At 68.9% G+C, this 26917-nt stretch carries 20 protein-coding genes; 12 read left to right on the forward strand and 8 right to left on the reverse strand.

The genetic code is table 11. The annotated features are described in order from the left end of the window. The first annotated feature begins 79 nt into the window (after nt 1-79). Nucleotides 80-466, forward strand: coding sequence for a hypothetical protein (locus tag VF584_15540; protein HEX8211585.1), 387 nt, complete (start codon nt 80-82; stop codon nt 464-466). Nucleotides 467-487: 21 nt separating this feature from the next. On the opposite strand, the gene VF584_15545 is transcribed toward VF584_15540, so the two are convergent. Together VF584_15545 and VF584_15550 are read right to left on the reverse strand one after the other, a co-directional pair. Next, nucleotides 488-2557 (reverse strand): M56 family metallopeptidase, encoded by a 2070-nt coding sequence (locus VF584_15545; protein ID HEX8211586.1) that lies wholly within the window; start codon nt 2555-2557, stop codon nt 488-490. Next, nucleotides 2554-2973, reverse strand: a complete 420-nt coding sequence (locus VF584_15550; GenBank protein HEX8211587.1) for a BlaI/MecI/CopY family transcriptional regulator — start codon at nt 2971-2973, stop codon at nt 2554-2556. Before VF584_15550 ends, VF584_15545 begins: the two co-directional genes overlap by 4 nt. Before the next feature lie 179 nt (nt 2974-3152). On the opposite strand from VF584_15550, the gene bla reads away from it, so the two are divergent. The 3 genes from bla (at nt 3153) to VF584_15565 (ending at nt 8295) form a co-directional block, all read left to right on the forward strand. After that, nucleotides 3153-4079, forward strand: coding sequence for a class A beta-lactamase (bla, locus tag VF584_15555; GenBank protein ID HEX8211588.1), 927 nt, complete (start codon nt 3153-3155; stop codon nt 4077-4079). Between the two features lie 107 nt (nt 4080-4186). Then, nucleotides 4187-4948 (forward strand): TonB-dependent receptor, encoded by a 762-nt coding sequence (locus VF584_15560; GenBank protein HEX8211589.1) that lies wholly within the window; start codon nt 4187-4189, stop codon nt 4946-4948. A 428-nt stretch (nt 4949-5376) separates the two neighbouring features. Then, complete coding sequence (locus VF584_15565; GenBank protein HEX8211590.1) at nt 5377-8295, forward strand: S8 family serine peptidase; 2919 nt, start codon at nt 5377-5379, stop codon at nt 8293-8295. 170 nt (nt 8296-8465) lie between these two features. Here VF584_15565 and VF584_15570 read toward each other — a convergent pair whose 3' ends face one another. Together VF584_15570 and VF584_15575 are read right to left on the reverse strand one after the other, a co-directional pair. Then, entirely contained in the window at nt 8466-9734 is a 1269-nt protein-coding gene (locus VF584_15570) for an ATP-binding protein (GenBank protein HEX8211591.1), read from the reverse strand. Then, the gene (locus VF584_15575) at nt 9731-11200 is read right to left on the reverse strand and encodes an ATPase domain-containing protein (protein ID HEX8211592.1); all 1470 of its coding nucleotides are present in this window, start codon (nt 11198-11200) and stop codon (nt 9731-9733) included. The genes VF584_15570 and VF584_15575 overlap by 4 nt, the downstream gene beginning before the upstream one ends. Nucleotides 11201-11446: 246 nt before the next feature. Here VF584_15575 and VF584_15580 point away from each other — a divergent pair, with 246 nt between their 5' ends. From VF584_15580 to VF584_15605, 6 genes are all read left to right on the forward strand, one after another. Then, nucleotides 11447-12340 (forward strand): ABC transporter ATP-binding protein, encoded by an 894-nt coding sequence (locus tag VF584_15580; protein HEX8211593.1) that lies wholly within the window; start codon nt 11447-11449, stop codon nt 12338-12340. Nucleotides 12341-12342: 2 nt separating this feature from the next. Then, on the forward strand, nt 12343-15960 hold the full coding sequence (locus VF584_15585; GenBank protein ID HEX8211594.1) for a M1 family aminopeptidase: 3618 nt from the start codon (nt 12343-12345) through the stop codon (nt 15958-15960). Between the two features lie 777 nt (nt 15961-16737). Beyond that, nucleotides 16738-17142, forward strand: coding sequence for a DUF705 domain-containing protein (locus tag VF584_15590; GenBank protein HEX8211595.1), 405 nt, complete (start codon nt 16738-16740; stop codon nt 17140-17142). A gap of 121 nt (nt 17143-17263) precedes the next feature. Next, nucleotides 17264-18238, forward strand: coding sequence for a hypothetical protein (locus VF584_15595; GenBank protein ID HEX8211596.1), 975 nt, complete (start codon nt 17264-17266; stop codon nt 18236-18238). A 37-nt stretch (nt 18239-18275) separates the two neighbouring features. Then, nucleotides 18276-18554: a hypothetical protein gene (locus VF584_15600; GenBank protein HEX8211597.1), complete on the forward strand. Its 279-nt coding sequence runs from the start codon at nt 18276-18278 to the stop codon at nt 18552-18554. A 317-nt stretch (nt 18555-18871) separates the two neighbouring features. After that, nucleotides 18872-19441, forward strand: coding sequence for a hypothetical protein (locus VF584_15605; protein HEX8211598.1), 570 nt, complete (start codon nt 18872-18874; stop codon nt 19439-19441). 113 nt (nt 19442-19554) lie between these two features. Here VF584_15605 and leuB read toward each other — a convergent pair whose 3' ends face one another. The 4 genes from leuB to VF584_15625 are packed head-to-tail and all read right to left on the reverse strand — an operon-like array spanning nt 19555 to nt 24256. Next, the gene (gene leuB, locus VF584_15610; protein HEX8211599.1) at nt 19555-20676 is read right to left on the reverse strand and encodes a 3-isopropylmalate dehydrogenase; all 1122 of its coding nucleotides are present in this window, start codon (nt 20674-20676) and stop codon (nt 19555-19557) included. Next, on the reverse strand, nt 20677-21288 hold the full coding sequence (gene leuD, locus VF584_15615; GenBank protein HEX8211600.1) for a 3-isopropylmalate dehydratase small subunit: 612 nt from the start codon (nt 21286-21288) through the stop codon (nt 20677-20679). It lies immediately after the preceding gene. Then, the gene (leuC, locus tag VF584_15620) at nt 21285-22703 is read right to left on the reverse strand and encodes a 3-isopropylmalate dehydratase large subunit (GenBank protein ID HEX8211601.1); all 1419 of its coding nucleotides are present in this window, start codon (nt 22701-22703) and stop codon (nt 21285-21287) included. The genes leuD and leuC overlap by 4 nt, the downstream gene beginning before the upstream one ends. Beyond that, nucleotides 22703-24256, reverse strand: coding sequence for a 2-isopropylmalate synthase (locus VF584_15625; protein HEX8211602.1), 1554 nt, complete (start codon nt 24254-24256; stop codon nt 22703-22705). Before VF584_15625 ends, leuC begins: the two co-directional genes overlap by 1 nt. A 540-nt stretch (nt 24257-24796) precedes the next feature. Between VF584_15625 and VF584_15630 the strand changes: the two genes are divergently transcribed. Next, complete coding sequence (locus VF584_15630) at nt 24797-25795, forward strand: hypothetical protein (GenBank protein ID HEX8211603.1); 999 nt, start codon at nt 24797-24799, stop codon at nt 25793-25795. A 257-nt stretch (nt 25796-26052) separates the two neighbouring features. Continuing rightward, nucleotides 26053-26811 carry a hypothetical protein gene (locus VF584_15635; protein HEX8211604.1) on the forward strand — a complete coding sequence of 253 codons (759 nt, stop codon included), beginning with the start codon at nt 26053-26055 and terminating at the stop codon, nt 26809-26811. Nucleotides 26812-26917: the final 106 nt, after the last annotated feature.

Genomic DNA, 26917 nt, shown 5'->3' on the forward strand with positions numbered 1-26917 from the left:
GCTGGTACAGCGAACCGCGCTCGCGGGCAAAGTCTCCCTTCTCGTCCCTGAAGAATTCGGTCCGCTGAAGCCGGAGATCATGGACGTCAAGTACCGCCGGGGCGGACGGCCGGCCGAGGTGCTCAGCAACGAGCCGGGGACGATCAACATCGCGTTCGGACACTCGCAGATTGCCATCCCCCCGGCCCAGATCCGGGAGGCATACCCGGTAATGGAGCGGCAAATCAAGGCCACTTACCCCATGGCTCGCTGGAACCGGAGCGAGCTCGTGGAGCGGGATGGACGACACTACATTCTGCTGGACTTCTGGGCCCCGGCGGCCGACACGGAGATACGCAACATCATGCTGGGCACCTCGGTCAGCGGAAGGTTCCTCCTGGTGAGCTTCAACGTTACCCGGGACCTCGAGGCGGAGTGGGGAGCGATCGGTGAACGGATCATGAACTCGGTGCGGGTGATAGAGTAGGCTCCTCCGAGCCCGCGAAAGCTACTCGCCCGGGATCGCCCGCTTCGCCACCTCGGCGGCGAGGCGCGTGGGGCGCTCGCCGCCGGGGCCGCCCTGGCGAAGGTAGGTGAGCACGGTGTAGCGCGCCCGCCCCGCCGGGTCGAAGACGAGCCCCGCGAACCATCCGTCCCGCGAGCCCGTCGTGCCGGTCTTGCCGCCGAGGCGCCAGGCGCCGGGCTGCGTGCCGGCCGCCGCCCGCGCCGTCCCCGCCTCCACCGTGCGCAGCATCGCCCGCTGCAGCTTGGCGGCGGTCGAGGCCTCCATCACCCGCACCGCGTCGCCGCTGCCGACGAGCGCGGCCTCGATGGTCGGCGCGCGCATGACGCCGCCGTTGCCCACCGCCTGCAGGAAGCGCGAGAAGTGGAGCGGGGTGACGCGCGCGGCTTCCCTGCCCAGCGCCAGGTCCGCCATCGTCGCCGCACCGCCTACGTGGACGGTCGCCGCCAGCGGGGCCATCGCGCGGCGGAAGCCGGGGGAGGAGCTCGCCCAGAACGACGGGTCCGCCGCCTCACGCGCGTCCGGCCCCGCCACGGGGAAGCCCATGCGGCCGAGCTGCGCCGCGAGCCGGTCCGTCCCCCCGTCGCGGCTCAGACGCAGCGCCATCTCCACCGCCGCCGTGTTGCACGAGTAGACGAGCATCTCCTCCGGCGCGCGGATACGTCCACCGGGAGGGCGCCCGGGGTTGGACATGCGGCGCCCCGCCACCGTCGCCGACGCCGGGCACTCGATATCGACGCTCGGCCAGCCGCGGTCCCACCACGCGGCGGCGATGGCCAGCTTCCACAGCGATGCCGGGAGCGCGGCCCGCGTGACGTCGACCGAGTCGCCGCCGGCCGCGGACTGGGTGGAGACGAGGACCGCGCCGGTAGCCACATCCTGCACGATGACGGCGCCCGCGTAGCCGGTGCCGCGCAGCAGCCCCGCCGCCTCGCGCCCCAGTCCCGCGCACAGCGTCAGCCCGGCCGGCGCCGCATCCGCGCCGCACAGGCCCGGCACCGGGCGCGGCGCATCGACGGGAGCCGGCGAGGGGCGCGCCGCCGCCAGCGCCAGCAGAGCCGCCGCCGCCACAAGCGCGACCGGCGTGCGTCCGGCGGCATCGGTGCGGCGCGCGGGGTTGGTCAGGCGCCTCACCCGCGCCACCAGCGACGCGCCCCCGGCCCCCAGCGCCAGCGCGGGCACGGGGCGGCGCGCCTCCTCCATGGCGAGCAGCGCCAGGACGTAGTCGCGCACGCTGGCCCGCTCCACCACCGCGTCGTCGCAGCAGTGCTCGCGCTCCTCGCGGATGCGCGCGGAGATCCACCACACGCCGGGATGGTAGAAGAGGAGCGTCTCCGCGAGCCGCTGCGCCAGGTTCACGGCGTAGTCCCAGCGCCGCACGTGCGCCAGCTCGTGCAGCAGGATGAGCTCCACCTGGCGCGGAGTGAGCCCGCTCGATGCGCTGAGCGGAAGGAGGATCACGGGACGCAGCCAGCCGATCAGCGCCGGCCCACTCACGTGCGGCGAGATCCAGAGGCCGACTGCACGCGGGATACCGAGCTGCGCGCGCAGCCGGGCCAGCGCCGCGCTCCACTCCGCCGGAACCGGCAGGAGGCCGCGCCGCGCCAGCCGCCGCACCCACAGCCATCCGCCCAGCAGGCGCAGCGAGAGGAGGAGCACGCCCACCGCCCACCCCACCGCCAGCCCCGGCACCAGCGGCTCGATGGCGATCGAGGTGCGCCGCGCCAGGCGGACGGGAGCGAGCGCCGCCTCCTCCGCCGCGTCGACGGGGCGCGCTTCCTCCTCCGCCAGCGGCATAGTCCGCCACCCTTCGCCCGAAAACTTCGCCGCCTCTGCGGGCACGCGCTGCCCGGCGCGGGCGATCCAGGCGCCGGTCGCGAGCGGCGCGGCCATCATCAGTCCCAGCGCGGCGCACGCGGCCCAGTAGCGAAGGGCGGGCGCGGAGCGGCGCGCGGCACGGTTCACCCCCGCGAAGACGAGGGCGATCAGCGCGCCCTGCCAGAGGAAGTGGACGAGCGCCCACCCCACGACGTGCGCCCACGCCCCCGTGCTCACTCGCCCTCCGGGGCCGGGAGCCGCGCCACCATCCGCCGTATCTCCTCCAGCTCCGCGGGCGACGCAACCTCCGGCGAGAGCGCGTGCATCACCAGCCCCAGCGCGGAGCCGCCGAACGCCTTCTCGGTGAAGTCGGCCAGGAGCTGCCGCTGCGTCGTCTCTGGCGGCACGGCCGCGGCGTACACGTGGGTGCGCTCCCGCTCGTCGCGGATCACCAGCCCCTTGGTGTACATGATCTGCAGGAGCTTGAGCACCGTCGTGTAGCCCGTGTCCTCGCCGGGGAGCGCGTCGAGCACCTGGCGCACGGTGCTCGCGCCGCGATCCCACAGCACGCGCAGGATGCGGAGCTCGCCTTCGGTGGGGAGCGGAAGGTCCCGGCGTGGCATGTCGATGGGGGAGCGGGTGCATCGGCCCATACGGAGCCGCTGCGGGTACTCTAATACGATGAGGTTCGTTGAGTCAACTGGCTCGTTCTGGTCCTGATGATTCCACCACTCTAGACAATCACCCTTGCATCTACGAACTGAATCGTATACACTCGGGTGACAACGACTACGAACACATTCGTACTACTCGCAACCCGGAGTAACCCCGTATGAGCTTCCATCGCCCCGCGCTTTTCGTCGCCGCCCTGCTCGGCTGCGCGGCTCCCGCCCTGGCACAAACGTCCAACCGCGCCTCACCCGCGATGGCGCAGCTACGCGCGCAGCTGGAGGCGCACGCCCGCGCGACGGGCGGAGTCGTCGGCCTGCGCGCCGTGCACCTGGAGACGGGCGAGACGGTCGGCCTGCGCCCGGCGGAGCGCTTCTTCATGTCGAGCGTCACCAAGCTGCCCGTCTCCGTGGCCGTGCTCCGCCGGGTGGACCGCGGCGAGATCCGGCTGGGCGACACCGTGGACATCCCCGCATCCGCGCTCACCCCCGGCCACAGCCCCGTTCGCGAAGCCAACCCGAACGGTACCCGCATGACCGTCGAGGCCCTCCTGCGCAGCGCGGTCTCGGACAGCGACAACACCGCCAACGACGCGCTGCAGCGCCTGATGGGCGGACCGGCCGCGGTCACGGCCGAGCTGGCGCGTGGCGGCATCCGGGGCGTGCGCGTGGACCGTCCCTACACGCGCCTCAACCGCGAGCTGCAAGACCGCCTGCGCACGAACGATCCACGCGACACCATGACGCCGGACGGGGCGGTGGCGCTCCTCCGCGCCATCTGGGTCGGGCGGCTGCTCTCCCCCGCCAGCCGCCAGCGCCTCGTCGGCTGGATGACCCGCGGCCAGAACCCCGCGGACCGCATCGTCGCCGGAGTCCCCGCGGGCACGACGGTGGCGCACAAGACCGGCACCTGGGGAGGCGGAGGCGTCATCGGGGCAATCAACGACATCGGCATCATTACCCTTCCCGGCGGCCGGGGCCACGTGCTCCTGGCGATCTTCGTTCGCAACCCATCGGGCCCCAGGGCCAGGGTGGCGCCCCACGTGGCGGCCATGGCGCGCACCGTCTACGGGCACTGGGCGCGGCGCTGATCCTCATCGGGGGCTTCTGGACGGCCCGGCTGAACGCCGCTATGCTGAGGGTGGGTGCATCGCGCGCCCGCCCCGCAGCATCATCCCGCCCCTGCCCCCGCCGCGCCATGACCCGCACACGCACACCGCTCCTCCTCTGCCTTGCGCTGCTGGCGCTCCCCGCCGCCGTGCACGGCCAGGCGCGCCTCGACGTGACGGTGCTGGACTCGTCGGGAGCGCCGGTCGCGAACGCGCGCGTGGAGATCGCCGGCGTCAGACAGGTCGTGACCACGACCGACCGAGGAGTCGGCCGCATCGACCGGGTGCCCGCCGGAAACCGGATCGTGTCCGCGTCGCGCATCGGCTACACCGCGGCGCGGGTGGCGGTGGAGTTCCGCGCGGGCGAAACGGTGGCGCGCACCATCACCCTCAAGGCCGAACCGGTGGCGCTCGCCGGCGTGGCGGGGACCGCCGCGCGCAACGACCGGACGCTGGCGCGGCACGGCTTCTACGACAGGCAGCGGGCCGGCCAGGGCGCCTTCATGACCGGCGAGAGCATCGACCGCATCCACCCGGTACGGACCGTCGACCTCTTTCGGCGCATGCGCGGCTTCTCGGTGAGCATGGACCGGCGCGGCTACTACGTGGTCGCCCCGTCCCGCGGCCCCGCCAGCGTAAGCATCCCCTGCAACGGCCCTCTGGTCTTCCTGGACGGCATCCTCGTCCCCGCGCGCGCCAGCTCGCGGGAGGACATGCTTTCCTTTGTGAACCCGGAAAGCATCGCGGGGATCGAGGCGTACCCCAGCCCCGCCACCGTCCCCGCCCAGTACAACATCACCGGTGCCGCCTGCGGCGTCGTCCTGCTGTGGACGAAGACCGGCCCCTCCTGACCCGCCGCCGTGCCCGACACTGCACCGCTCTCCCCGCCGTTCCACCCGGCGCCTCGGCGATTGCTGGACCAGCGATGAATACTTAATTTAGACACAAATCCTACCCAACTGCGTTTGTCCTGCCGAAAGCTGATCCAATGAAGATCACGATCGGCGGATAACCCTTTCGATCTCCCCTGGGGAACTCTTAGGGAGGGTGTTCCCTCTCTTTGGGGCGTTGCTCCTCGACCCTCACCCGCTCAGACCCGCCGCAGCATTCGAAGGCGTCCTCTGCGGGGCACCACAGGCTCGTGTGTGGCTCGCAAGCACTTGGCCGTCCTCTTTACGGGGTGGCGAACAGACGCCCGCTTACTCGTGCCTTTCTCGAGACCCGCCTTCCCCCAAAACCTGGGACACTCGCAATGCCCACCCCTACAGGACCCTGGCGTATGATCTCCATCGCCGCCCTGGCATCCGTATGTATCGCCTGCGCCGACGACAGTCCGACCGCATCACAAGCTGGAGCACGGCATGCGGCACTCGCAGCCGGAGAGCAGATCCAGAGCTGCGCGCAATTCGAGATCCGCATCGGCAGCCAGATGCAGGTCACGGTTGTGCCGCTCACCGTCCCCGGCTGCGGTGGCACCCTCGTGCCGGTAGTCGACAGTAGTGCCACCCTCGACCGTAAGGGGCGTCTCCGCCTACCGCTCGTCCTGGAGAACCGTGGCACGGTCACCGTCGGGCCGCCCGCGCACTTGGTAAGCTGGCGGGATAGCCTTCGGATCATAACCCAGGGCTCGAAAACGCCGGCCCTCCAGTTCGTGAATCCTGATTCGGTGGTGCCCACCACGTCACCGAGCATGCCTGGGGCTCTACTCTGGAAATACGATACCCTCCTCAACGGCTCAGGTCAGCGGCAGGTGTTGGCCCCGGGGGCACGTTCCCGCGTGCGCTGGGTCGAGATGGATGCCGTGGGCGTGTCCGTCTTCCGCGTCACTTTCCACACGCGCGCCGTAACTACCACGCCGACCGTTCCGCTTACGCCGCCGAATGGAAGGCCCGCGGAGCTCTACCACGAATCAAACGTGATTGCGGGTAGCCGGCTTGCGACCGGCCCGTACCCGCGCAACGTGGTCCTGGTCCGCTTTCACCGCGGCGCCACCCAAGCGGAGCGGCAAGCCGCCATCGACCTGGTTGGCGGAGAGGTGGTGGGCGGGTCGCCCATCATGGGAATCTACATCGTAAAGGCGCCGGAGGACGGCACCGACGCGCCGCTGGTTTCGGCGATCGAGCGGCTCAGCACGTTCCCCCAGGTTGCCTCGGCGGGTCCAGACTTCTTCTTCAGCCCCTCGTACGAGAAGCCCGGCGACGGCACCGGATGGCAACGGCCGCAGTGGGAGGTCGACGCGGACTCCGCGGCTGGTGACAACTGGGGGATGGAGCGGATCGCCGCACCGCTGGCCTGGGGATGTGAAACAGGCGACAGCACGGTGCGCGTCGCGATCATCGACAACGGCTTCCACAACGTCAGCGATCTGGCGACCAACACGACGAACCCCGGCATCGCGCAGTTCGGCGCGTTCACCGCGGACCACGGGACGCGCGTCGCCTCCATCGTGGGTGCGCGTGGGAACAACAACGCGCAGATCACGGGAGTCATGTGGCGCGCCGATCTTCAGATGTACGAATACGGGACCTCCAACAGCAATCCCAATCTCCAGCTTACCACGCTGGGGCTCCAAACAGCCATCGTCACGGCCGCGGCGAATGGCGCGTCGGTGATCAACATCTCGTCAGCGTTGTACTGGCTTCAGCAGCACGGCCGGTTGCCCTACGGCGTCCCCGGCGGGCCTGCCATACCCCACCCCGACAGTGCGAAAGCCGACAGTGCGCGAGTCCGCAGAGTCCACGCAGACCTCCGCGATGCGATCGCCTATGCCGACACGATACATGGCCAGAGACCACTGTTCGTACTCTCCGCCTCAAACGACGGTATCGACGCATGGTGGTCCGGGATGGCGAACGTAGCGACAGACTACCCGGATCGAGTACTCGTCGTCGGCGCGGTGGACCAGCCGGGAGCACTCCGGTTCAACCACAATCAGCAGGGCAACAATCTGGTGAGCGTCGTGGCGCCCGGTGTCGATGTAGGTGTACTCGACGGTACCGGGACCCCTCGGCTCGACTCGGGCGCTTCGTTTGCTGCCCCGCACGTCACCGGAATCGCGGGGCTGCTGCTCTCCTTTGACCGCACGCTTTCTCCAGCGCAGGTGCGCCAGTTGATCGTGGAGGGAGCCGACAGTGCCCGGCGCGTCGTCAGCGGAACACCGACCGCGAACGCGCGGTGGAGCCTGCGACTCGCGGCCCGTAGGAACGGTGCCCGCCTCTGCGGCAATCGCGCGTGGATGGACAACGCCGGCTTTACCGTGCAACGGCGCAGCGCCCCCGAAACATCTCTTTTCGGTACGTCGACGTACGCCCCATGGGACATCCTTCACCGCGGGCGGCGCATGCGCTTCCTGAACAATGGCGTCCCCAGAGTGTTCGAGTGGAGTGCGGCGGGCTGGCAGGCATCCGCACTCCTCGGGGGCGAAGCATCTCCGCTCACGGCTCGGAGCGGAGACCCCTATCGCTCGGTGTACCGTGATCCGCAGATCTCCAGTCAGGGGGTGAATCACAGCGGGGACACATCCGTCGTACACAGGCGGCTGAACAATGGGGGGGTGGTAACTGACAACACTGCGATGATCACCGACGTGGAGGTATCGTTGCGAGATCCGGGTGGGAATCGGCGGTTGATCGGAACCCTCCCGGCTGCCCTCACGGAGACGCGAAGCAACGTGTGCATTCGAGAATCGCCGGATTCGTCCGGGAATTTCTCCTGCACCGCTACGCTGGGGGATCATGGGGTCGACTACATGGAGCGTCTGGAAATTCAAACCGCGTATGCACCCACCGGAAAGTCGGTCTTCGTGTTGCTCGGCCGAACTTTCACGCGCTGGGCGACGGTGGGAAACTGGTACTCCCCGTGTGACACCGGGTATTGGGGGAGTCGGTGCATGGATTATACGGTCACCCGCGGCTATCGCGACGTTCGGATTTACTCCGTCCCGGTGGCTGGCGGCGCGCCCACTTTGCTCTGGCAGGAAAACGACATCAGCCTGACACCGCTTGGGGTCAGCGCGGAGAGTAATGAGCTGGCAGTGACGCGCCGGACAAGTAACTCCGTCACCCACGAAGCCTGGGGGAAGCCCCCTGTAGTAACCACCAACACCAGCACGTGTCGCGCGCAGTTCCGCGACCTGCGCCAGGCGGGCGCGCTACGGTTTGAAGTACCCGATTGTGTCGATGCGACGTACGCGCCCTGACCAGCGGTGCCGGTTCAGGCCGGGAGAGCGTTGCCCGTAGAGCTCTGCCGTGACAGCGGCCACGGAATCTCCGTGGCCGCTTCGTGCTTCGTTCAGGAGAGGTGACCGGCCATACCTCTTCAGGCTCGTACGGCAGAGCGCTGCGTAGGGGAACACGGCGGTCGCTACGCCTACCCCAGCGGCAGCGTCAGCGTAAACGTGCTCCCCTCGCCGACCGCGCTCTCCGCCACGAGCTCGCCGTCCATGGCGCGGGCCAGGTCGCGGCTGATGGCGAGGCCCAGGCCGGTGCCCTCGGCCGTGCGGGTGAGGTCGGAGCGCACCTGCACGAACGGCTCAAAGATGGCGGCCAGCTTGTCCGCGGGGACGCCGATGCCGGTGTCGGTCACGCGAAAGACCACGCAACCCCCCGCCTCGCCGCACCAGAGGGTGACGCGCCCGCCGGAGGGGGTGAACTTGACGGCGTTGGAGAGGAGGTTCGCCAGGATCTGGAGGAGCTTCTCCGCGTCCGCGCGCACGGTGAGCGCATCGCTGCACGGCGACACCTCCAGCCGCAGCCCCTTGGCCCCCGCCTGCGGCGCCACCAGCGCCTCCGCCGACGCGAGCACCCCGCGCACGCCAACGTCGCGCAGCTCGTAGTGGACGGCGCCCGTCTCCAGCTTGGCGTAGTTGAGCACCTCGTTGATCAGCCCCAGCAGGTGCCGCTGGCTGGCCTGGATGCGCTGAAGGTCCTCGCGCTGGCGGTCGTTGATGGGGCCGCGCACCCCCATCTCCAGCAGCTCCGCGTAGCCGCCGATGGCGTTGAGCGGCGTCCTCAGCTCGTGGCTCATGGTGGCGAGGAACTCGCTCTTCACGCGGTTCGCCTCCTCGGCGGCGCCGGTGCGCTCCGCGAGCTGCTCGGCGCTCCAGCGCAGCTCGCGCGTCTGCGTCTCCAGCTGCACCGCCTGCAGCTCCATCTCCAGCGCGCGCTCGGCCAGGCGTGCGGCCAGGGCGCGCGCCTCCTCGCCCTGGCGGCGCAGCTCCAGCGACAACGACCGGGCGCGGAGGAGGATCGCCACGCGGGCGCGCAGCTCCGGCTTTTCGATGGGGGTGATGATCAGCTCGTCCACCCCGCGCCACACCTGGCGCGTGACCATCTTCACCCCCGGACGCGAGGTGATGAGGAGGACGGGGAGGAGGGCGGGCTGTTCGCGCTCCTTTCTCCGCTGCACGCGCTCCCACAGGCGGTCGAGCGCGCGCCCGTCCACGATGCACAGGTCGAAGTCCTGCTCCAGCGCCTCCTCATCGTCCGCCACGACGACGGTGTGGTCCCGGGACAGCTCGTCGGCCAGCAGCGAGCCGTTCTCCCGCTGGTCCAGCAGGAGGAGGATGCGTTTGGCGCGGAGCTCGGCCGGCGCCACGTCCAGCTCCGCCGTGGTGACGTCGTGCGGGGCGGTGCTCACGGGAGGCCGCCCTCTTCACGCCAACGATCCGGAGTGCCCGTAAGGACGCCGCGCAGCCCGGTGAGGGGGGGGCCCACCTGCACCCCGTCGCAGGTGATCTCGTACTCGCGCAGCGTCTTGGTGAAGTCGCCCATGCGCTTCTTCAGCACGCCCATCGCCTTGCGCAGCTCGCCCTTTACCTCCAGGTAGCGCATGAAGATCAGGTTGTCGCACAAGTAGCTGATCTCCGTCTCGGTCGCGCGGAACTCGCCGGTGATGGACTTCACCTCGTTGATGAAGATCACCGTGACGCCCATGTTCTTGAGGTAGCGGCCGAGGGCGTGGAGCTGCACCACCAGCTCGTCGCCGGCCAGCGTCAGCTGGTAGCCCGCGATCCCATCGAGCATCACGATGCGCGCGCCGTTCTCCTCCACCTCGCGCCGCACCATGAGCGCGAACTCGCCCGGCGAAAAGCGAAGGGGCTCCACCTCCACGATCGCCAGCGACCCGTCTTCCACCATCCCGCGCACCGGCACGCCGATGGCGTCGCAGCGGTGGAGCAGGGTGTTGAGCTGCTCTTCGAAGGCGTATACCACCGAGCGCTCGCCGCGAGCGGCGGCCTCCTTCATGAACTGGATGCCGAGCGTCGTCTTCCCCACCCCGCTGGGCCCGCTCAGGATGGTGATGGTGCCGCGCTCGATGCCGCCGCCCAGCATCTCGTCGATCTCCGGGATCCCCGAAGGAATCAGCTCGTGCACGAACTCGCGCTCGTGCGACCCCGGCACCAGGCGCGGGTAGATCTCCATGCCTCGCCCGGTGAGGCGCATGGCGTGGGGCCCGCCTTCGAAGTCCGACCCGCGCATCTTGGTGACGCACAGCATCCGCCGCAGCACCCCGTGCGAGGGCGAGATCACCAGGTCGATGATCCCGTCGCTCATGAAGCGCAGGTCGTCGTCCGGCACGTTGTCGGTGGGCTCGGAGCTCAGCATGGCGGTGGCGCCCTGCTCCACCAGGTAGCGCACGAAGGAGAGCGCCTGCTTGCGGAACTGGAAGGCGTCGCTCGCCATGTAGCGCAGCGTGGTGACCGCGTCCACGAAGACGCGCTGCGGCTTCAGCTCCTCGATGGTCTGGATGATCCGCCGGGTGGTGGGGTCGCGCTCCACGTCGGCCAGCGAGAAGATGTCGTAGCTCTGGTTCTGGGCAAAGAACTCGCGCGTGGGGCTCAGGTCCAGGATGGCGATCTCGGACAGGTCCAGCCCCTGCGACGCCGCGTCCAGGCGGAGCTGCGCCTCGGACGACTCCAGCGTGATGAGCAGCGCCTTCTCCCCCAGCGCCACGCCGGCCAGGAGGAAGTGGATGCCCAGCGTCGTCTTGCCGGTGCCCGGCCCGCCTCGTACGAGGTAGGCCCGCTCGGGAATGAGACCGCCGTGCAGTACCTCGTCGAGTCCGGGCAGCCCCGTGGGGCGCCGCGCGGTGCCGGTGTCCAAGTAGGCGTCTCCATGCGTGGGGGGTCGCTACGTTCGACGGGTCTTCTGCAAGCCACTCGCCAAAGCAAAAAGCGGCCTCACACAGAGCCACGGAGGGGAACTGCAAGAACGGAAGAGGTGTTTTCCCGCGGCTCGCTGTTCCCTCTGTGTTCTCTGTGTGAGGCTGTTCTCCCGCGAAACTAAATACTTGCTCCGCTCGTCCGGTCAGGGTGCACCCCCGCCCCTGACCCCTCGCTTCGCATCTCCATGGAACTCCAGATCCGCGACCTGTCCAAGACGTACGGCAACGGGGTGCATGCCCTGAACGGCGTCACGCTCACCATTCCGCTGGGGATGTACGGGCTGCTCGGGCCCAACGGCGCGGGCAAGTCCACGCTGATGAGGACGCTGGCGACGCTGCAGGAGCCGGATTCGGGGTCGGTCCGCCTGGGCGAGCTGGACGTGCTGCGCAACAAGGACGAGATGCGCAGGACGCTCGGCTACCTGCCGCAGGAGTTCGGCGTGTACCCCAGCGTGCGGGCGGAGCGGCTGCTGGAGCACTTCGCGGTGCTCAAAGGAATCCCCCGAACGGCGCGGAAGGAGGTGGTGGAGGCGCTCCTCCGCCAGACCAACCTGTGGGACGTGCGGCGCGAAAAGCTGGGCGGATTCTCCGGCGGGATGCGCCAGCGCTTCGGGGTGGCGGTGGCGCTGCTGGGGAATCCGAAGCTGATCATAGTAGACGAGCCCACCGCGGGGCTGGACCCGGCGGAGCGCGTGCGCTTCCTTAACCTGCTCAGCGAGCTGGGCGAGAACAGCATCGTCATCCTCTCCACCCACATCGTGGAGGACGTGGTGGAGCTGTGCAGCCGCATGGCCATCATCGACCGCGGCGAGATCCTGCTGGAGGCCGAGCCGCTGCGCAGCGTGCAGGAGCTGCGCGGCCGGATCTGGCGGCGGGTCGTCTCGCGCGACGAGCTGCCGGAGGTGGAGCGGCGGCACGCGGTGATCTCCACGCGGCTGCTGGCGGGGCGCACCGTGGTGCACGTGTACGGCGATGCGTCGCCCGGAGCGGGGTTCGAGCCGGTGGAGCCGGGGCTGGAGGACGTCTACTTCAGCGTCATGGGGCGCCACCACGGCCGCCGCGCGGAGGTGGCATCGTGAGGATGGGCGAGGTCTTCCGCTTCGAGATCGAGTACCGGCTGCGCAGCCTGTCGACCTGGATCTACGCGGCGCTCCTGCTGGGGGTGCCATTCCTGATGCTGCACATGATCAACGGCAGCAGCAGCTGGATGAACTCGCCGGAAAGGGTCACGATCATCTCCGGCATGACCGGCACGCTGGGGATGCTGGTGACGGCCGCGCTCTTTGGCGACGCGGCCACGCGCGACTTCTCGTCCGGGATGCATCCGCTGGTCTTCACCACGCCCACGCGCAAGGCGGAGTACCTGGGCGGGCGCTTCCTGGGCGCGCTTGCGGTCAACGCGGTGCTCCTGCTGGGCGTGCCGCTCGGACAGCTGATCGGCGCGAGCATGCCGTACATGGACCCGCAGATGTTCGGGCCCATGCGGCCGGGCGCGTACGTACAGGCGTACCTCCTCTTCCTCCTCCCCAACCTGGTCCTCACCGCGGCGGTGCTCTTTTCCGTCGCGGCGCTCGGCCGGCAGATCCTTCCCGCCTTCCTCGGCGGCGTCGCGCTCTTCATCGCCTACACCTTTGCGGGGGAGATGGCGGGCGATCTCGGCGCGTCGACGCTGGCGGCGCTGGCTGATCCGTTCGGCGTGCAGGTGGTGGAGGGGATCACGCGCTACTGGACGCCGGTGCAGCGCGACTCGCAGGCGATCGGCTTCCCGGCGATCCTGCTGTGGAACCGGCTCCTCTGGCTCGGCGTCGCGATGGCGATCCTGGCGCTGCTCCACCACCGCTTCCGCTTCGCCCACCCGGGCGGCGCACCCGGCCGCAGGAGGCGGCGCAAGGTGGCGGACGCCCCGGTGCTCAGGACGGGCCCCATCGTGGTTCCGGCGGTCGAGAGGTCGTTCGGGGCGCGCATGCGCGTGGAGCAGACGATCGAGGTCGCTCGGCGCGCGCTGGGGGAGATCGCGCGGAGCCGCGCCTTCCTCGCCATCGCGGCGGGGGCGGTGGTCTTCGTCTTCGTGGTGGGGTGGGACGTGGGGGACCTGATCTTCGGCACCTCCACCTGGCCCGTCACCCACCTCATCGCGGTGGACGTGCTAACCGGCGCGGCCGCACCCATCGTGGCCGTGCTGATCGCGCTCTTCGCGGGCGAGATGGTGTGGCGGGAGCGCGACGTGCGCGTGAGCGAGATCGCCGATGCCGCGCCGGTGCGGGGGTGGGTGGCGCTGCTGGGACGCTTCCTGGCGCTCGTGGCGATGATCGTGATCCTGCAGGCGGTGCTGATGGGGTCGGGCGTGCTGCTGCAGGCGCTCCGCGGCTACCACCGCCACGAGCTCGGGCTCTACCTGCGCATCCTCTTCGGGATGAAGCTGATCGACTACGTCCTCATCGCGGCGCTGGCGATGGCGGTGCACGCGATCGTGAACCAGAAGTACCTCGGGCACTTAGTGGTGGTGCTGTACTACCTCTTCACCGTCTTCGCCGGCAGCTTCGGCGTGCAGCACAACCTGCTGGTCTACGGCTCCGATCCGGGTTGGGTGTACTCCGACATGAACGGATTCGGCCCGTTCGTGGCGCCCTTCGTCTGGTTCAAGCTGTACTGGGCGGCCTGGGCGCTCCTCTTTGCCCTCGCCGCGAACCTCGCGTGGGTGCGCGGACGGGAGTGGAGCGTGCGCACGCGCGTGGCCGAGGCGCGCTCGCGGGTCACCGGCACCGTGGTGCGCGCGGGCGCCCTGGCGGCGATGCTGGTGCTGGCGCTGGGCGGCTTCATCTTCTACAACACCAACATCCTTAACGACTACCGCACGCCCTTTGAGCAGGGCGAGGTGCAGGCGGAGTACGAACGCCGCTACCGCCGCTTCGACGCCCTTCCGCAGCCCCGCCTGACCGCCGCCAAGCTGCGCGTAGAGATCTACCCGGACGAGGGCGCCGCCGACCTGCGCGGCACCTACCGCCTCGTCAACCTGACGGCACGGGCGATCGACTCGGTGCACGTCGCCGTCGCGCCGGAGATCCGCGTCCGCTCCATCGGCTTCGACCGCCCGGCCAGGCGCGTGCTGCGGGACGACCGGGCGCAGTACCACATCTACGCCCTCGCGCGCCCGCTGCGGCCCGGCGACTCGCTGCACCTGGCGTTCGACGTGGGATTCCGGCCGCGCGGCTTCCCCAACAGCGGCATCCCCACCGACGTGGCGCGGAACGGCGCCTACTTCGACGCCCGCTGGCTGCCGCTGATCGGCTACCAGCCGGCCGGCGAGCTGAGCGACGAGAAGGCGCGCCGGGAGCACGGCCTCCCCCCGATCCGTCCCACGCCCGCGGCGGACGACGCGGGCGCGCTCCAATCCCGCTGGGGTATCCGCAACGTGGACCTAGTGCACATCGACGCCGTCGTCGGCACCGACCGCGACCAGATCGCCATCACCCCCGGCACCCTGCAGCGCGAGTGGATGGAGAACGGCCGGCGTTACTTCCACTACCGCATGGACGGGCCGCTCCCCTTCAACGCACCCGTCCTATCCGCCGAGTACGCGGTGGCGGAGGACCGCTGGAGGGACCCTTCGGCAAGCTCAGGGCAGGCTGTCGCGCTGCGCGTCTACCATCACCCGACGCACACCTTCAACGTGCAGCGGATGCTCCGCGGTATGAAGGCGGCGCTGGAATACAACAGCACCCACTTCGGCCCCTACCAGTTCAGGGAGCTGCGCGTGGTGGAGTTTCCGCGCTACGCCAGCTTCGCCCGCGCGCACCCGCACACCATCGCCTACTCGGAGGGGAGCGCCTTCCTCACGCGCGTCTACGAGGGCGACGTGGACCGCCCCTTCTTCGTGACCGCGCACGAGACGGCGCACCAGTGGTGGGGCGGCCAGGTGTTCGGCGCGCGTGTGCGCGGTGCCTCCATCCTCACCGAGACACTGGCGCAGTACAGCTCCATGATGGTGATGGAGAAGGAGCTGGGTTTGGAACAGGTCCGCCGCTTCTACGAGTACGAGCTGGAGCGCTACCTCCAGGGCCGTGGCGTCTACACCAACCGCGAAGTCCCCCTGCTGGACGTGGAGAACCAGAGCTACCTGTACTACCACAAGGGCGCCGTGGCCATGTACACGCTGCGCGACCACATCGGCGAGGCGCGCGTGAACGCCGCCCTGCGCGCCTTCCTCAACAAGCATCGCGCCGGCGTGCCGCCCTACCCCACCTCGCGTGACCTGTACGCGGAGCTGCGCGCCGTCACCCCGGACTCGCTGCACCCCCTGCTGCGCGACCTCTTCGAAGACGTGGTGCTGACCAGCGTGCGCGCCGGCGAGGCGCGCGTGGAGCCCACGGGCACCGGCCAGTACCGCGTCACGCTCCAGGTCACCGCAACCAAGGTCCGCGCCGACAGCATCGGCCGCGAAACGGAGATCCCGATGAACGACCTGGTCGAGATCGGCGTCTTTGCGGGCCCGCAAAAGGACGGCGCCCCCGGCGAGCCGCTCTACCTCCGCCGACACCGCGTCCGCAGCGGCGCGCAGACCATCACCGTCACCGTCCCCCGCCCCCCCACGCGCGCCGGCATCGACCCCTACCGCAAGCTCATCGGCCGCGACGCGGGGGCAAACGTGGTGGAGGTCAAGGGGGCAGCCGCGGGCGGTGCGGTGCGGACCGGTGGCTGAGCGCCAGCCAACGGCGGGGCGGTCCCGTACCATCCCGAGGAAACCTGTTTGCATTCTGACCAGCCTGTCTCACGCAGAGACGCAGGAGAGAAAAAGCAGAAACAAACGGCCTCACACAGAGCCGCAGAGGAAACTGATAAGAGAAACGAAAAGGGTTTCGATCTCGCCGTGCTTCCGTGTCTCCGTTGGCCCCGACGAGCCGCAGGCGTCCTGATCCTGGAGTCCCTCGCGCATGAGCCTACACACGCTACGCCGCCTGCTGTACATTGCCTTCAGTGTAACCCTCGGTGCCTATGCCCTTCTCTCCGGCTTCGCGCGGCGGCCGCTGAACCCCTCTGAGGCCTGGACTTTTGCCGTTGCGGTGCTCCGCGCCACTCCCGCGCACCTCGGGGGCAGCAATCCGGTGGAGACACTGCGTCTCGGCGGCACTGCCTTCGGCTCTCCAACCGGCGCAGCCCTCTTCTCGACGGCTGGCGGGGCGTACACCATCCCTCTGCCTCCGCGCACCGTTCGCGTGGAATCCGCGCATGCGCAGTCGCAGCGGTTCATCACCTTTGCCACGCCCACGGAGCGGCAGGAGTACCTCCACGCAACTCTGCCCCAGGCGGGCTGGCGGTACCGGGAGCAGCTCGGGAGCATGCACGCTCTCGATCGCGGAAACCACCTGCTTTCCGTGCAGAGCACCTTCCACGTCGGCACCCGAGTCGGTGCGTTGCGGATCAGCATCCGGGCTCGTCCGCTTCCGGCTGGCCAAGCCCCTTCACCGAGCCATACCCGATGACGCCGACCCGCCCGCTGATCGTGTATGTCGACATCGACGACACGCTGATCCGTTCCGCGGGACACAAGCGGATGCCGATCCCGGCCGCCATACAGCACGTGCGGGAACTTCATGCGCAGCGGGCAGTGCTATATTGCTGGAGCTCCGGCGGTGGAGAGTACGCGCGGCAGAGTGCCGCCGAGGTGGGTCTGGAGGAGTGCTTCGAAGCGTTCCTGCCGAAGCCCGACGTGCTGCTCGACGATCAGGCGGTGGGCGAGTGGAGGGGTCTGCTCAACGTCCATCCGGCCGAATGCCAGGGGCAGAGCGTAGACAGCTACCGCGAGCGGCTGCGCCCCGGGAGCGCCCCCGGCGCCGGGCCGTCGGCTGCACGCGATGTGGGCCCCAACCGCTCATCCGCTTAAGTTCATCCGCACCCGTCTTCGTTCAGCCATCTCTTGATCGCGTGAAACCACTGTGACGCCAGAATATCGTGATCGGCTCATCGGGGGGCTCATGGCGGTTGAGTCAGGCGGCAAGCCAGCAATGGCGCTGGCCGACTGGGCTGTCGACATGCTTGTCGCTGGATATGACACCCCCTCGCTTCGCGTCCTGGCGGGGCTGCTTCCCATCGAAGCGGACACCCACGCCATCGTTTTCCTCGCGCGGAGAGCGGCGCGTGAGCTCGGGCTGCTCGCGCCGGGGGGTGAAGCGTTGCGGCGTGCCTACATCTACGTGGTATGCCGCGCGTTGCTTAGCGGCGAGCTGGATGCCGACACGGCCACCGAGTACATCCACAGCCGGGTCATCAGCCCGCTGGATCATCCCGCGGACTTGATGCCGTGGTGCTATCTCTGGGAAGGCAACAGCGCGGAGTGCGACTACGTCGAAGGCCCGAACACGGCCCACGTGATCGCCGAGGCCCAACGCTGGGCGGACGCCGACCCGGCGGTGCCGAGCGCGATCTGGACTGGCGGTCAGCCAGGTGCCGCCCGCAGGCCCTCTCGCCCAGGGTCTGAAGATGGGCCAAAGCAAGGCCGGCCATCAGAAAACCCATCGCAGGCGGGTGACCGCTTGCTGGTATTGGGAGGATCGCTCACGGGCGTCGCGGCCCTGCTGCACGTCGCGATCATCATCGGCGGGCCCGACTGGTACCGCTTCTTTGGAGCGGGCGAGCGAATGGCGCGGCTCGCCGCCCGCGGTTCCATCTACCCCACCGTCATCACGGCCTGCCTCGCCGCCATCCTTGCCGTGTGGGCGCTCTACGCGTTCTCGGGCGCGGGGCTGATCCGCCGCCTCCCCCTCCTGCGTGTCGCCCTCACGACGATCGCCGCGGTGTACCTCGCCCGCGGCATCCTGGGCGTTCCCGTCGTTCTGTTCGTGGACGACGTGTACACGAATCAGCTGCGGGCGAAGATGACTTTCATGGTGGTCAGCTCCGCCATCTGCGTCGGGCTGGGCCTCTGCTACGCGATCGGAGCGGCCCGGCTCTGGCGGGCGTCTTCCGCGACCCACGGCTAAAGCCTGCGCATTCCCGATCAACGAGGAGACTCAGGCAATGGACGGAGAACACGATCAGGCGCTGACCGCCCAGGTCGATTCAGTGCTATGGGAGGTGTGGGACCCGATCGGCGTCAACGATGCTCCGGAAGCCCGCGACGAGTACACCAGCTACGCCCCGAACGTCGCACAGCTGCTACGCTCCGGCGCATCCGACGCCGAGATCGAGCGCCATCTCGCATCGATCATCCTCGAGAACATGGGGATGTCGTGGGTGAATCCGGACCGGGCCCGGCGCACACTCGCCGCACTTCGTGAGATCCCTGTCGCAGCGTAGGGAGCATGAAGACGCACTGCGAGTACTCGACGGTCGAGATTAATCCCGTGAACAGCAGCCGAACCGGGGGTCTACCTGACAGAGGGTGTTCGACCCGAGCGCGATTGTGCGCGGCGCGATCAGCTTCAGGACGTGGTAGACGTTTTCGCAGCGTTTCCATGGTAAGTGCCACCGCGCGAACCGTGCTCGTCGTGCTGACCATCGCGGGTTGCAGCACGGGCGACGGCGCGAATCCAGGAGATGATTCGCCAATCACACCTGTAGCGATTTCATCCCCCCACCCAGTGCGGACACAAGCGCGTCCCGAGAAACCGAACGTGGACGCTTTTGCCACCCAGCAGTATCACGGAGTCGGTGCGATCCCGGTGCGTGTGCGGCTTGCGGTTGCTTCTGATACGCAGGTAATCCGCCGGTACGCGGAGTGGCTGGTGGGCCGTCGCGCCGCGCCGCTCCCGTGGGACACCGCTACCGTGCTCTGGTGGCTCGCGGAGAGCGATGATTCTTCGTACGTGCCCCTCTTCGTCAATTTCTCCAAGGATTCCAACGACCAGGTTCAACTGATGGCACTCTATGGACTCGCGCGGCATGCGGCCAACGCGGCGGCACGGGAGCGCCTACTGGACATCGTTGCCAATCCTTCCTCGCGACATCAAAAGTTCAACGTGGCGGTTTCGCTTCTGTATGTCGGCGACCCAGCCGCACGGCAGGTGCTGGCGCGGGTATCGACTGCAAATCTTCCGCGGTATCTTGCGGCCGAGATCCAGTGGGTGCGCTCGCAGCCTGCCCCTGAGCGGCATAAAGGGAGATGGCCTTGTTCGGGTGATCGCGTGCTTCGCAGGTCGGCGGACGGCGCCCACCGCTGCCAACACACCGTTGCACGACCGTAGGGGTCCCCCAGGCTGGACCGAATCGGCCGACGAACGACGGCCCGCCGCCCTCTCGGGGTGGCGGGCCGTTGTGTGTTGGGTGCAGCCGGTTCAGATCCAGAATCCCCGACCGACTACGCTACCGTGACGTCCTCCCGCGCAACCGCCAGCGCCTCCGCCACCGCGCGCCCCATTTCCTCTGTCCGCACCCAGGGCTGCCCCGGCTCGGCGAGGTCGCGGGTGCGGAGGCCGCGGGCGAGGACGTGGTCGACGGCGGCTTCCAGGGCGGCGGCTTCGGCGGGGAGGGCGAGGGAGTGGCGCAGGAGGAGGGCGGCGCTGAGGATGGTGCCGAGCGGGTTGGCGACGCCCTGGCCCGCGATGTCCGGCGCCGAGCCGTGGATCGGCTCGTAGAGGCCCGGCTGCGTGGCGGCGCCGGCTCGCACAGCGCCCAGCGAGGCGGAGGGGAGCACGCCCATGGAGCCGGCGAGCATCGACGCCTCGTCGGTCAGGATGTCGCCGAACATGTTCTCGGTGACGATCACGTCGAAGTCGCCGGGGCGGCGGAGGAGGTGCATGGCGCAGGCGTCCACCAGCATGTGCTCCAGCGTCACGTCAGGGAACTCCTCCGCCACCACGCGCGACGCCACCGCGCGCCACAGCCGAGAGGTCTCCAGCACGTTGGCCTTGTCCACCGAGGTGAGCCGTCCGCGCCGCGCCCGCGCGAATGCGGCCGCCGCGCGCACCACCCGCTCCACCTCCAGCGTCTCGTACGCGCACAGATCGGTGGCGCGCTCGCTGCCGTCCTCCCGCTTCTCGCGCGTCTTGTCGCCGAAGTAGATGCCGCCGGTGAGCTCGCGCACCACCAGCAGGTCCACCCCGCGCAGCAGCTCCGGGCGCAGGGGAGAGGCGCCGATCAGCGCCTCGCGCACGGCAACGGGGCGCAGGTTGGCGAAGAGGCCCAGGCCACGGCGCAGCCCCAGGAGCCCCTGCTCGGGGCGCACCTCTGCCTGTGGGTCGTCCCACTTCGGCCCGCCGACGGCGCCGAGGAGCACGGCGTCGGCATCGCGGCAGAGGGCGAGCGTGTCGTCGGGGAGAGGGCTGCCGGTGGCGTCGATGGCGCAGCCGCCCACGAGCGCCTCGCGGAATTCGAAGCGATGGCCCCACCGCTCCGCGACCGCCCGCAGCGCCCGCACCCCCTCCGCCGCCACCTCCGGCCCGATCCCGTCACCGGCGAGCACCGCGATCGTCGCGTGCATTCAGGCGCCCACGGTCGAGACGGGGGCGGGATGCTCCGCCTCGTATCGCTCGATCTCCGGACCCACCCCCACCAGAAACCCGAGCTGGTCCACGCCGTTCAGCAGGCAGTGCTTGGCAAAGGGCTCGATGGGGAACGCCACGGCCTCACCGTCGGGAAGGGTGACGGTCTGGCTGGCGAGGTCGACGGTGATCTCGCCACCCTCCGCGGCCAGCGCCATGAGGCGGCGGTGCGCGGCCTCGTCCACCGCGATGGGGAGGAGGCCGTTCTTGAGCGAGTTGTTGCGGAAGATGTCCGCGAAGAAGGTGCTGATCACCGCGCGGAAGCCGAAGCCGGCCAGCGCCCACGGCGCATGCTCGCGCGACGAGCCGCAGCCGAAGTTGTCGCCCGCCACCAGCACCTGCGCGCCGCGCGCTTCCGGGCGGTTGAGGATGAAGCCGGGCTCCGGAGCGCCGTCGGGCCCGTAGCGCCAGTCGGCGAACAGGCCCTCGCCCAAGCCGGCCTTGTCGGTGACCTTGAGGAAGCGCGCGGGGATGATCTGGTCGGTATCCACGTTCTCCACCGGGAGCGCCACCATGCGCGAGGTGAAGGCGCGGATCGGCTCGATGCTCATACGAACTCCCGCGCGTCGGCGATCACTCCGCGCACGGCGGTGGCCGCGGCGGTGAGGGGGGAGGCCAGAAAGGTGCGCCCGCCCTTCCCCTGCCGCCCCTCGAAGTTGCGGTTGCTGGTGCTGACGGCGTACTCGCCCGGCGCCAGCTGGTCGCCGTTCATGGCGATGCACATGGAGCACCCCGACTCGCGCCAGTCGGCGCCGGCGTCGCGGAATACGCGGTCCAGCCCCTCCGCCTCGGCCTGCTGCTTCACCTGCTGCGAGCCGGGCACCACCAGCATGCGCACCCCCGGCGCCACCCGCTGCCCGCGCATCACCCCCGCCGCCGCGCGCAGGTCGGAGATGCGCGAGTTGGTGCAGCTACCCAGGAACACCACGTCCACTTTGCGGCCCAGAAGCGGCTCGCCCGCGACGAGGTCCATATAGCGCAGCGCCTTCTCCAGCGTGCTGCGCTGGCCGGGATCGTCCACGTCGCGCGGATCGGGGACGCGGTCATCGATGCGCATCCCCATCCCCGGGTGCGTGCCGTAGGTGATCATCGGCGCCAGCTCGTCCGCGTGCAGGGTGACGACCCGGTCGTACTCGGCGCCCTCATCGGTGGGTAGGGCGCGCCATGCGGCCACCGCCCGGTCCCACGCCTCGCCCTGGGGCGCGAAGGGCCGGCCGGCGAGGTACTGGAAGGTGGTGTCGTCCGGGGCGACGAGCCCGGCGCGGGCGCCCGCCTCGATGCTCATGTTGCAGACCGTCATGCGCTCCTCCATGGAGAGCGCGCGGATCGCCTCGCCCGTGTACTCCACCACCGACCCCGTGCCGCCGCCCACGCCGATGCGCGCGATCACCGCCAGGATGATGTCCTTGGCCGAGACGCCTGGGGCGAGCCGGCCGTCCACCCGCACCTCCATGGTGCGCGCGCGGCTCTGCAGCAGGCACTGCGAGGCCAGCACGTGCCCCACCTCCGACGTACCGATGCCGAACGCGAGCGCCCCGAATGCGCCGTGCGTGCTGGTGTGCGAGTCGCCGCAAACGATGGTCATCCCCGGCTGCGTGAGCCCCTGCTCGGGCCCGATCACGTGCACGATCCCCTGTCGTTCGTCCCCCAGCGCCAGGAGCGGGACGCCGAAGTCGCGGCAGTTCTGCTCCAGCTGCCTCAGCTGCGCCGCCGCCTGCGGATCGGCCACGGGAATGGTGCCGTCGGCCGGGCGCGGGATGGTGGGGGTGGAGTGGTCCATCGTGGCGATGGTCCGGTCCGGCCGCCTCACCTTGAGCCCGCGCTCGCGCAGCTCGCTGAAGGCCTGCGGCGACGTGACCTCGTGCACCAGGTGCAGGTCCACGTACAGCACCGCGGGGGTGGACGGCGTCTCGGGGCGGACCAGGTGCTGGTCCCAGATCTTTTGAAAGAGGGTGCGCGGTCCCATCAAACTCCCCACAGGTAGCTCGAGTCTTCCAGCGCCTTTGCTTCCAGCGCGTGGATCTGCGCGGCCTTGTTGAGCGCGTTGAGGTACGCGCGCACGCCGGCATCGACCACGTCGGTGCTGGCCGCGGTGCCGGTCAGCACCTTTCCATCCACCCGCACGCGCAGCGACACCTCGCCCACCGCGTCGCCGCCGGGGGTGGCGCTGTGCACCTCCATCTCCTGCAGCTCCACGTGGAAGGGAACCAGCCCCTCCAGCGCGCCGAACGACGCCGCCAGCGGCCCGTCACCCTCGCAGGTAGCCTCGCACTCGCGCCCGTCGTCATCGATGCGCACCCGCGCCTCCGAGCGGCGCGTTCCGCAGACGACGTACAGCTCGCGCAGGTGGAAGCGCTGCGGGGCGTCCTCGATGTTGCCGTGGTGCAGGATGGCGATCAGGTCCTCGTCCAGCACCGTCTTCTTGCGGTCGCAGAGCAGCTTGAAGAAGCCGTACGCGCGGTCCAGCCCGTCCGCATCCAGCTCGTAGCCCAGCTCGCGGAAGCGCTGGCCGAGGGCCGCGCGGCCCGAGTGCTTCCCCAGCACGAGCGCGTTGCTGGGGACGCCCACCATCTGCGGCGTCATGATCTCGTAGGTCAGCGGGTTCTTGATGACGCCGTCCTGGTGGATCCCCGCCTCGTGCGCGAAGGCGTTCTTGCCCACGATCGCCTTGTTGGGCTGCGGATGGATGCCGGTAAGGTGCGTCAGGAGCTGGCTGGCGCGGTAGATCTCGCCCGTGTTGATGCCGGTGTGGAACGGGTACGAATCGCCGCGCACCCGCAGCGCCATCACGAACTCCTCCAGCGCCGCGTTCCCCGCCCGCTCGCCGATGCCGTTGATGGTGCACTCCACCTGCCGCGCGCCGCCCTCCACCGCGGCCAGCGTGTTGGCGACGGCCAGCCCCAGGTCGTTGTGGCAGTGCACGCTCACCACCGCGCGCTCGATCCCCTTCACCCGCGAGAAGAGGGTGTCCATGATGGCGCGGTACTCGGCCGGGTGCGTGTAGCCCACCGTGTCCGGGATGTTGACGGTGGTGGCGCCCGCCGCGATGGCGGCCTCCATTACCTGGCACAGGAAGCCCACGTCGGTGCGCGTGGCGTCCTCGGCGCTGAACTCCACGTCCTCGCAGTAGCGCCGCGCCCGCTCCACCGCCGCCACCGCGCGCTCAAGGCACTGCTCGCGCGTGATGCACAGCTTGTGGGCCAGGTGGATGTCAGAGGTGGCGATGAAGACGTGGATGCGCCCCCGCTCGGCATGCTCCAGCGCGCGCGCGGCGCGGTCGATGTCCAGGTCGCTGGAGCGGGCCAGCGCCGCGATGACGGGGCGCCGCACCTCGGCCGCGATCTGCTGCACGCCGAGGAAGTTGTCGGGGGAGCTGATGGGGAATCCCGCTTCGATGACGTCCACGCCGAGCGCATCGAGCTGGTGCGCCATGCGGAGCTTCTCGGCGGGCGTCATGGTGGCGCCGGGCGACTGCTCGCCGTCGCGCAGCGTCGTGTCGAAGATGAGGACCTGGTTCATCGCTCGCCATCCTTGGCTGGAGGGGGGCGCCGGGTGGGTATCCCGCGTGGGGGAAGGCGCCGGGGCTGGCCGGTGGGTGGGACGGTCGCGCGGCGGTGGCCCGCCGGCGGTTGTAGCGTATGCCCGAAGTGTACGGTGTGACGCAGTATAACGAAAGAATGAGCGCCGCTCAACCGACGATCCGCTACGCCCCCCGCCCCGGAATGCCCGGCACCATAGTCTCAGCTATATCGCCAGCTCGCACTTTCTACTCGCGAGTTCCAGTGGGCAGAGAGAGTTCCTCCTGTCTTCACCATCTACATGCGCTCCATCGGGCTCCGTCAGCAAACCCGGGGGAGCAAACACCCGTCGTCCCGCCAAGCGGATGTGCAACGATGGGACCTCAAATCGGCGCCCTGCGTTTGGCGGCGGAAGCCTCTTGACGTCGCGCTAGCATAAGATGACATTAAGTGCGCGCTCCACCGCGTTACTCCTCGACGGAGCAACATCCAGTTGCGCTAAGCTGGCTCGGAAATCACACCAACAACCAGGGACGGCAACATGCCTCAGACGGGGAAGGCGTTCGGATCATTACCGTCTGGAATTCGGGTCCGGTGGCTGTCGCGGCAGGCCGCCGCGACGTACTTGGGCGTCGCGCTCCTCGGCGGGTGTGATAGGATCCAGCCTCTTGTCACCGACACACCTGCCGTTGCTCTCCGCGTGGCGGAGTTCGTCGCCGGCGATGCGGCGCGGAACCTGGGTAGCGAAGGTCGGTTTACGCTCGCCGCGGCGGCCAGCCCTACGGGCGTTCCAATCATCACCGCGGAACGTGCAGGAGAGCTCGCTCTGGCGAACGTTCGTACGTTCGCTCCATCGTTCCTGGGGGGATGGGAACAGGACAGGGGGGCATCCATCGACGTGCGGTCCCTCAGGATAGACTCAAGAATTTTCTATGCGGAGACACCGTACGACATCTTCCCGGAAGGGTACCACCCGGCGTACCGGCGGAGTTTCGGGCCATACTATCTCGTCCGGCTCGTGTCCGGATCGACTCCCGTATTGCTGGTCGCGGTCTCTGCGTACAGCACTGACGTGCGTGTCGAAAAGAATGGCAAGCTGAGTCTACCCGCCGTGGGTGGCGACGAGTTCTTCGAACTCGCCATTTCATCGGTGCCCAACGCGGGCTTTCAGCCGATCCAACCTGAGGAAGCCGTCGAGCGGGTCGGACGACTCACCGGTGGGCGCACGGAGGAGGTACCCGAGTTGATCCTGCGCGGGGTTCGCGAACATCCCGCGACGGCCCTTTGGAAAGTGTCACTGGACCGAGCGGTTCCGCTGAAGGAGGCAAAGGGTGATCGGCGAGTATCGGCCCGGACTCTGTACGTCGGCCCGGGGGGGACGTTGTTCGTTCCTGCCGCCTCGACTCCCCGGTCCGACCGTGGAGTGTTCCGGTCCGACCCATCTGGCAGAACATCCGCGAAAGCAGTCGCAGAAGTTCGGGTTCGCAGCGGTCGCATTGCCGCGTTCGACGAGGTTGTCATCGATCCAGCGGGGAGGTAGGAACCATGAAAAAAGGACCTGCCCGCGTGCTGGGAGCAGTGCTCTCGATCGCGGTGCTCTCAGCGTGTACTGGGGATGAACTCCAAAACTGTCCCCCCATCGATCACACGCAGGGCGCAAACGTGTATCAACTCGAGTACGAGCTGACTATCCCTTCGAAGTGTCCCGTTCCAATTGGAGCGAGGGGTGAGGAAAAGACCGCGGGCGCTCGCATATTCGACAACGGCGCGCCAGACTTCACGTACGCGGAAGTCGTAATGCAAAACTCGGAGCGCGAATTGCTGGTGCGCAGGTTGTTCCGATTTGTGAACGACGGAGGCCGGTATGGGGCTGTGCCGAGAACGACCTACAAGGCCGCCACAGGAGATTATGGCGGGTTTAATTTGAACAACAAGTTCGACTACGGCATCTTTGCCGTAACAAACAACGCGGTCGAGGCCAGCGCTCAGGACCCGTTCGGCCAGGTACAGATCACCTACACGGGCTCGGGAATGCGGGCATCGGTCGGTGGTCCGACGATTCCGCTGAACAATACGACGCACACATGGAGCGCCATTGCGTCCGGCGGTATTGCGCCGTACACGTACAACTGGTACCGCGATGGGACCTGGGTCGGAAACGGCTCCACCTATACCGGTGCAACCGGCACACAGGATTTCAATCTTCTGGCAGAGGTGACCGACGCTGCCATGGTGGTCAGGAACGGCGTCATGCCTGTGGATGTCGATGGCGTACTGGTTTCGATCAGCGGCCCGAGTCTGGTGTACGCCAGCCAGGGTGGGGGAACGTGGACCGCTTCCGGTCAGGGGGGCCAGCTCCCCTACAACTTTGACTGGTTCCTGGATGGCGTTCACGTCGCGACGGGCGACACCTTTTCCAGCTACACGGGTGAGGGCGGGCACCAAGTTGGGGTGCGAATCCGAGACGGCACCGGTACCTCACATGAGGCCTTCATAAGAGTGGTGGGGATCGGCAATGAAACTTGCGAGCCCGTACCGCCCGCCGTGGCGTGTTGAGCGCCAACGTCCGGCGCTAGGAAAAGCGTTGGGGGTTCCGGGCTCTTTACGCCTCAGAAGCACCCCAGGGACGAAGCAGCGAGGGGCGGGCGCCGGCATCGGCGCC

It is taken from the genome of Longimicrobium sp., from assembly GCA_036389135.1.
Classification (GTDB): domain Bacteria; phylum Gemmatimonadota; class Gemmatimonadetes; order Longimicrobiales; family Longimicrobiaceae; genus Longimicrobium.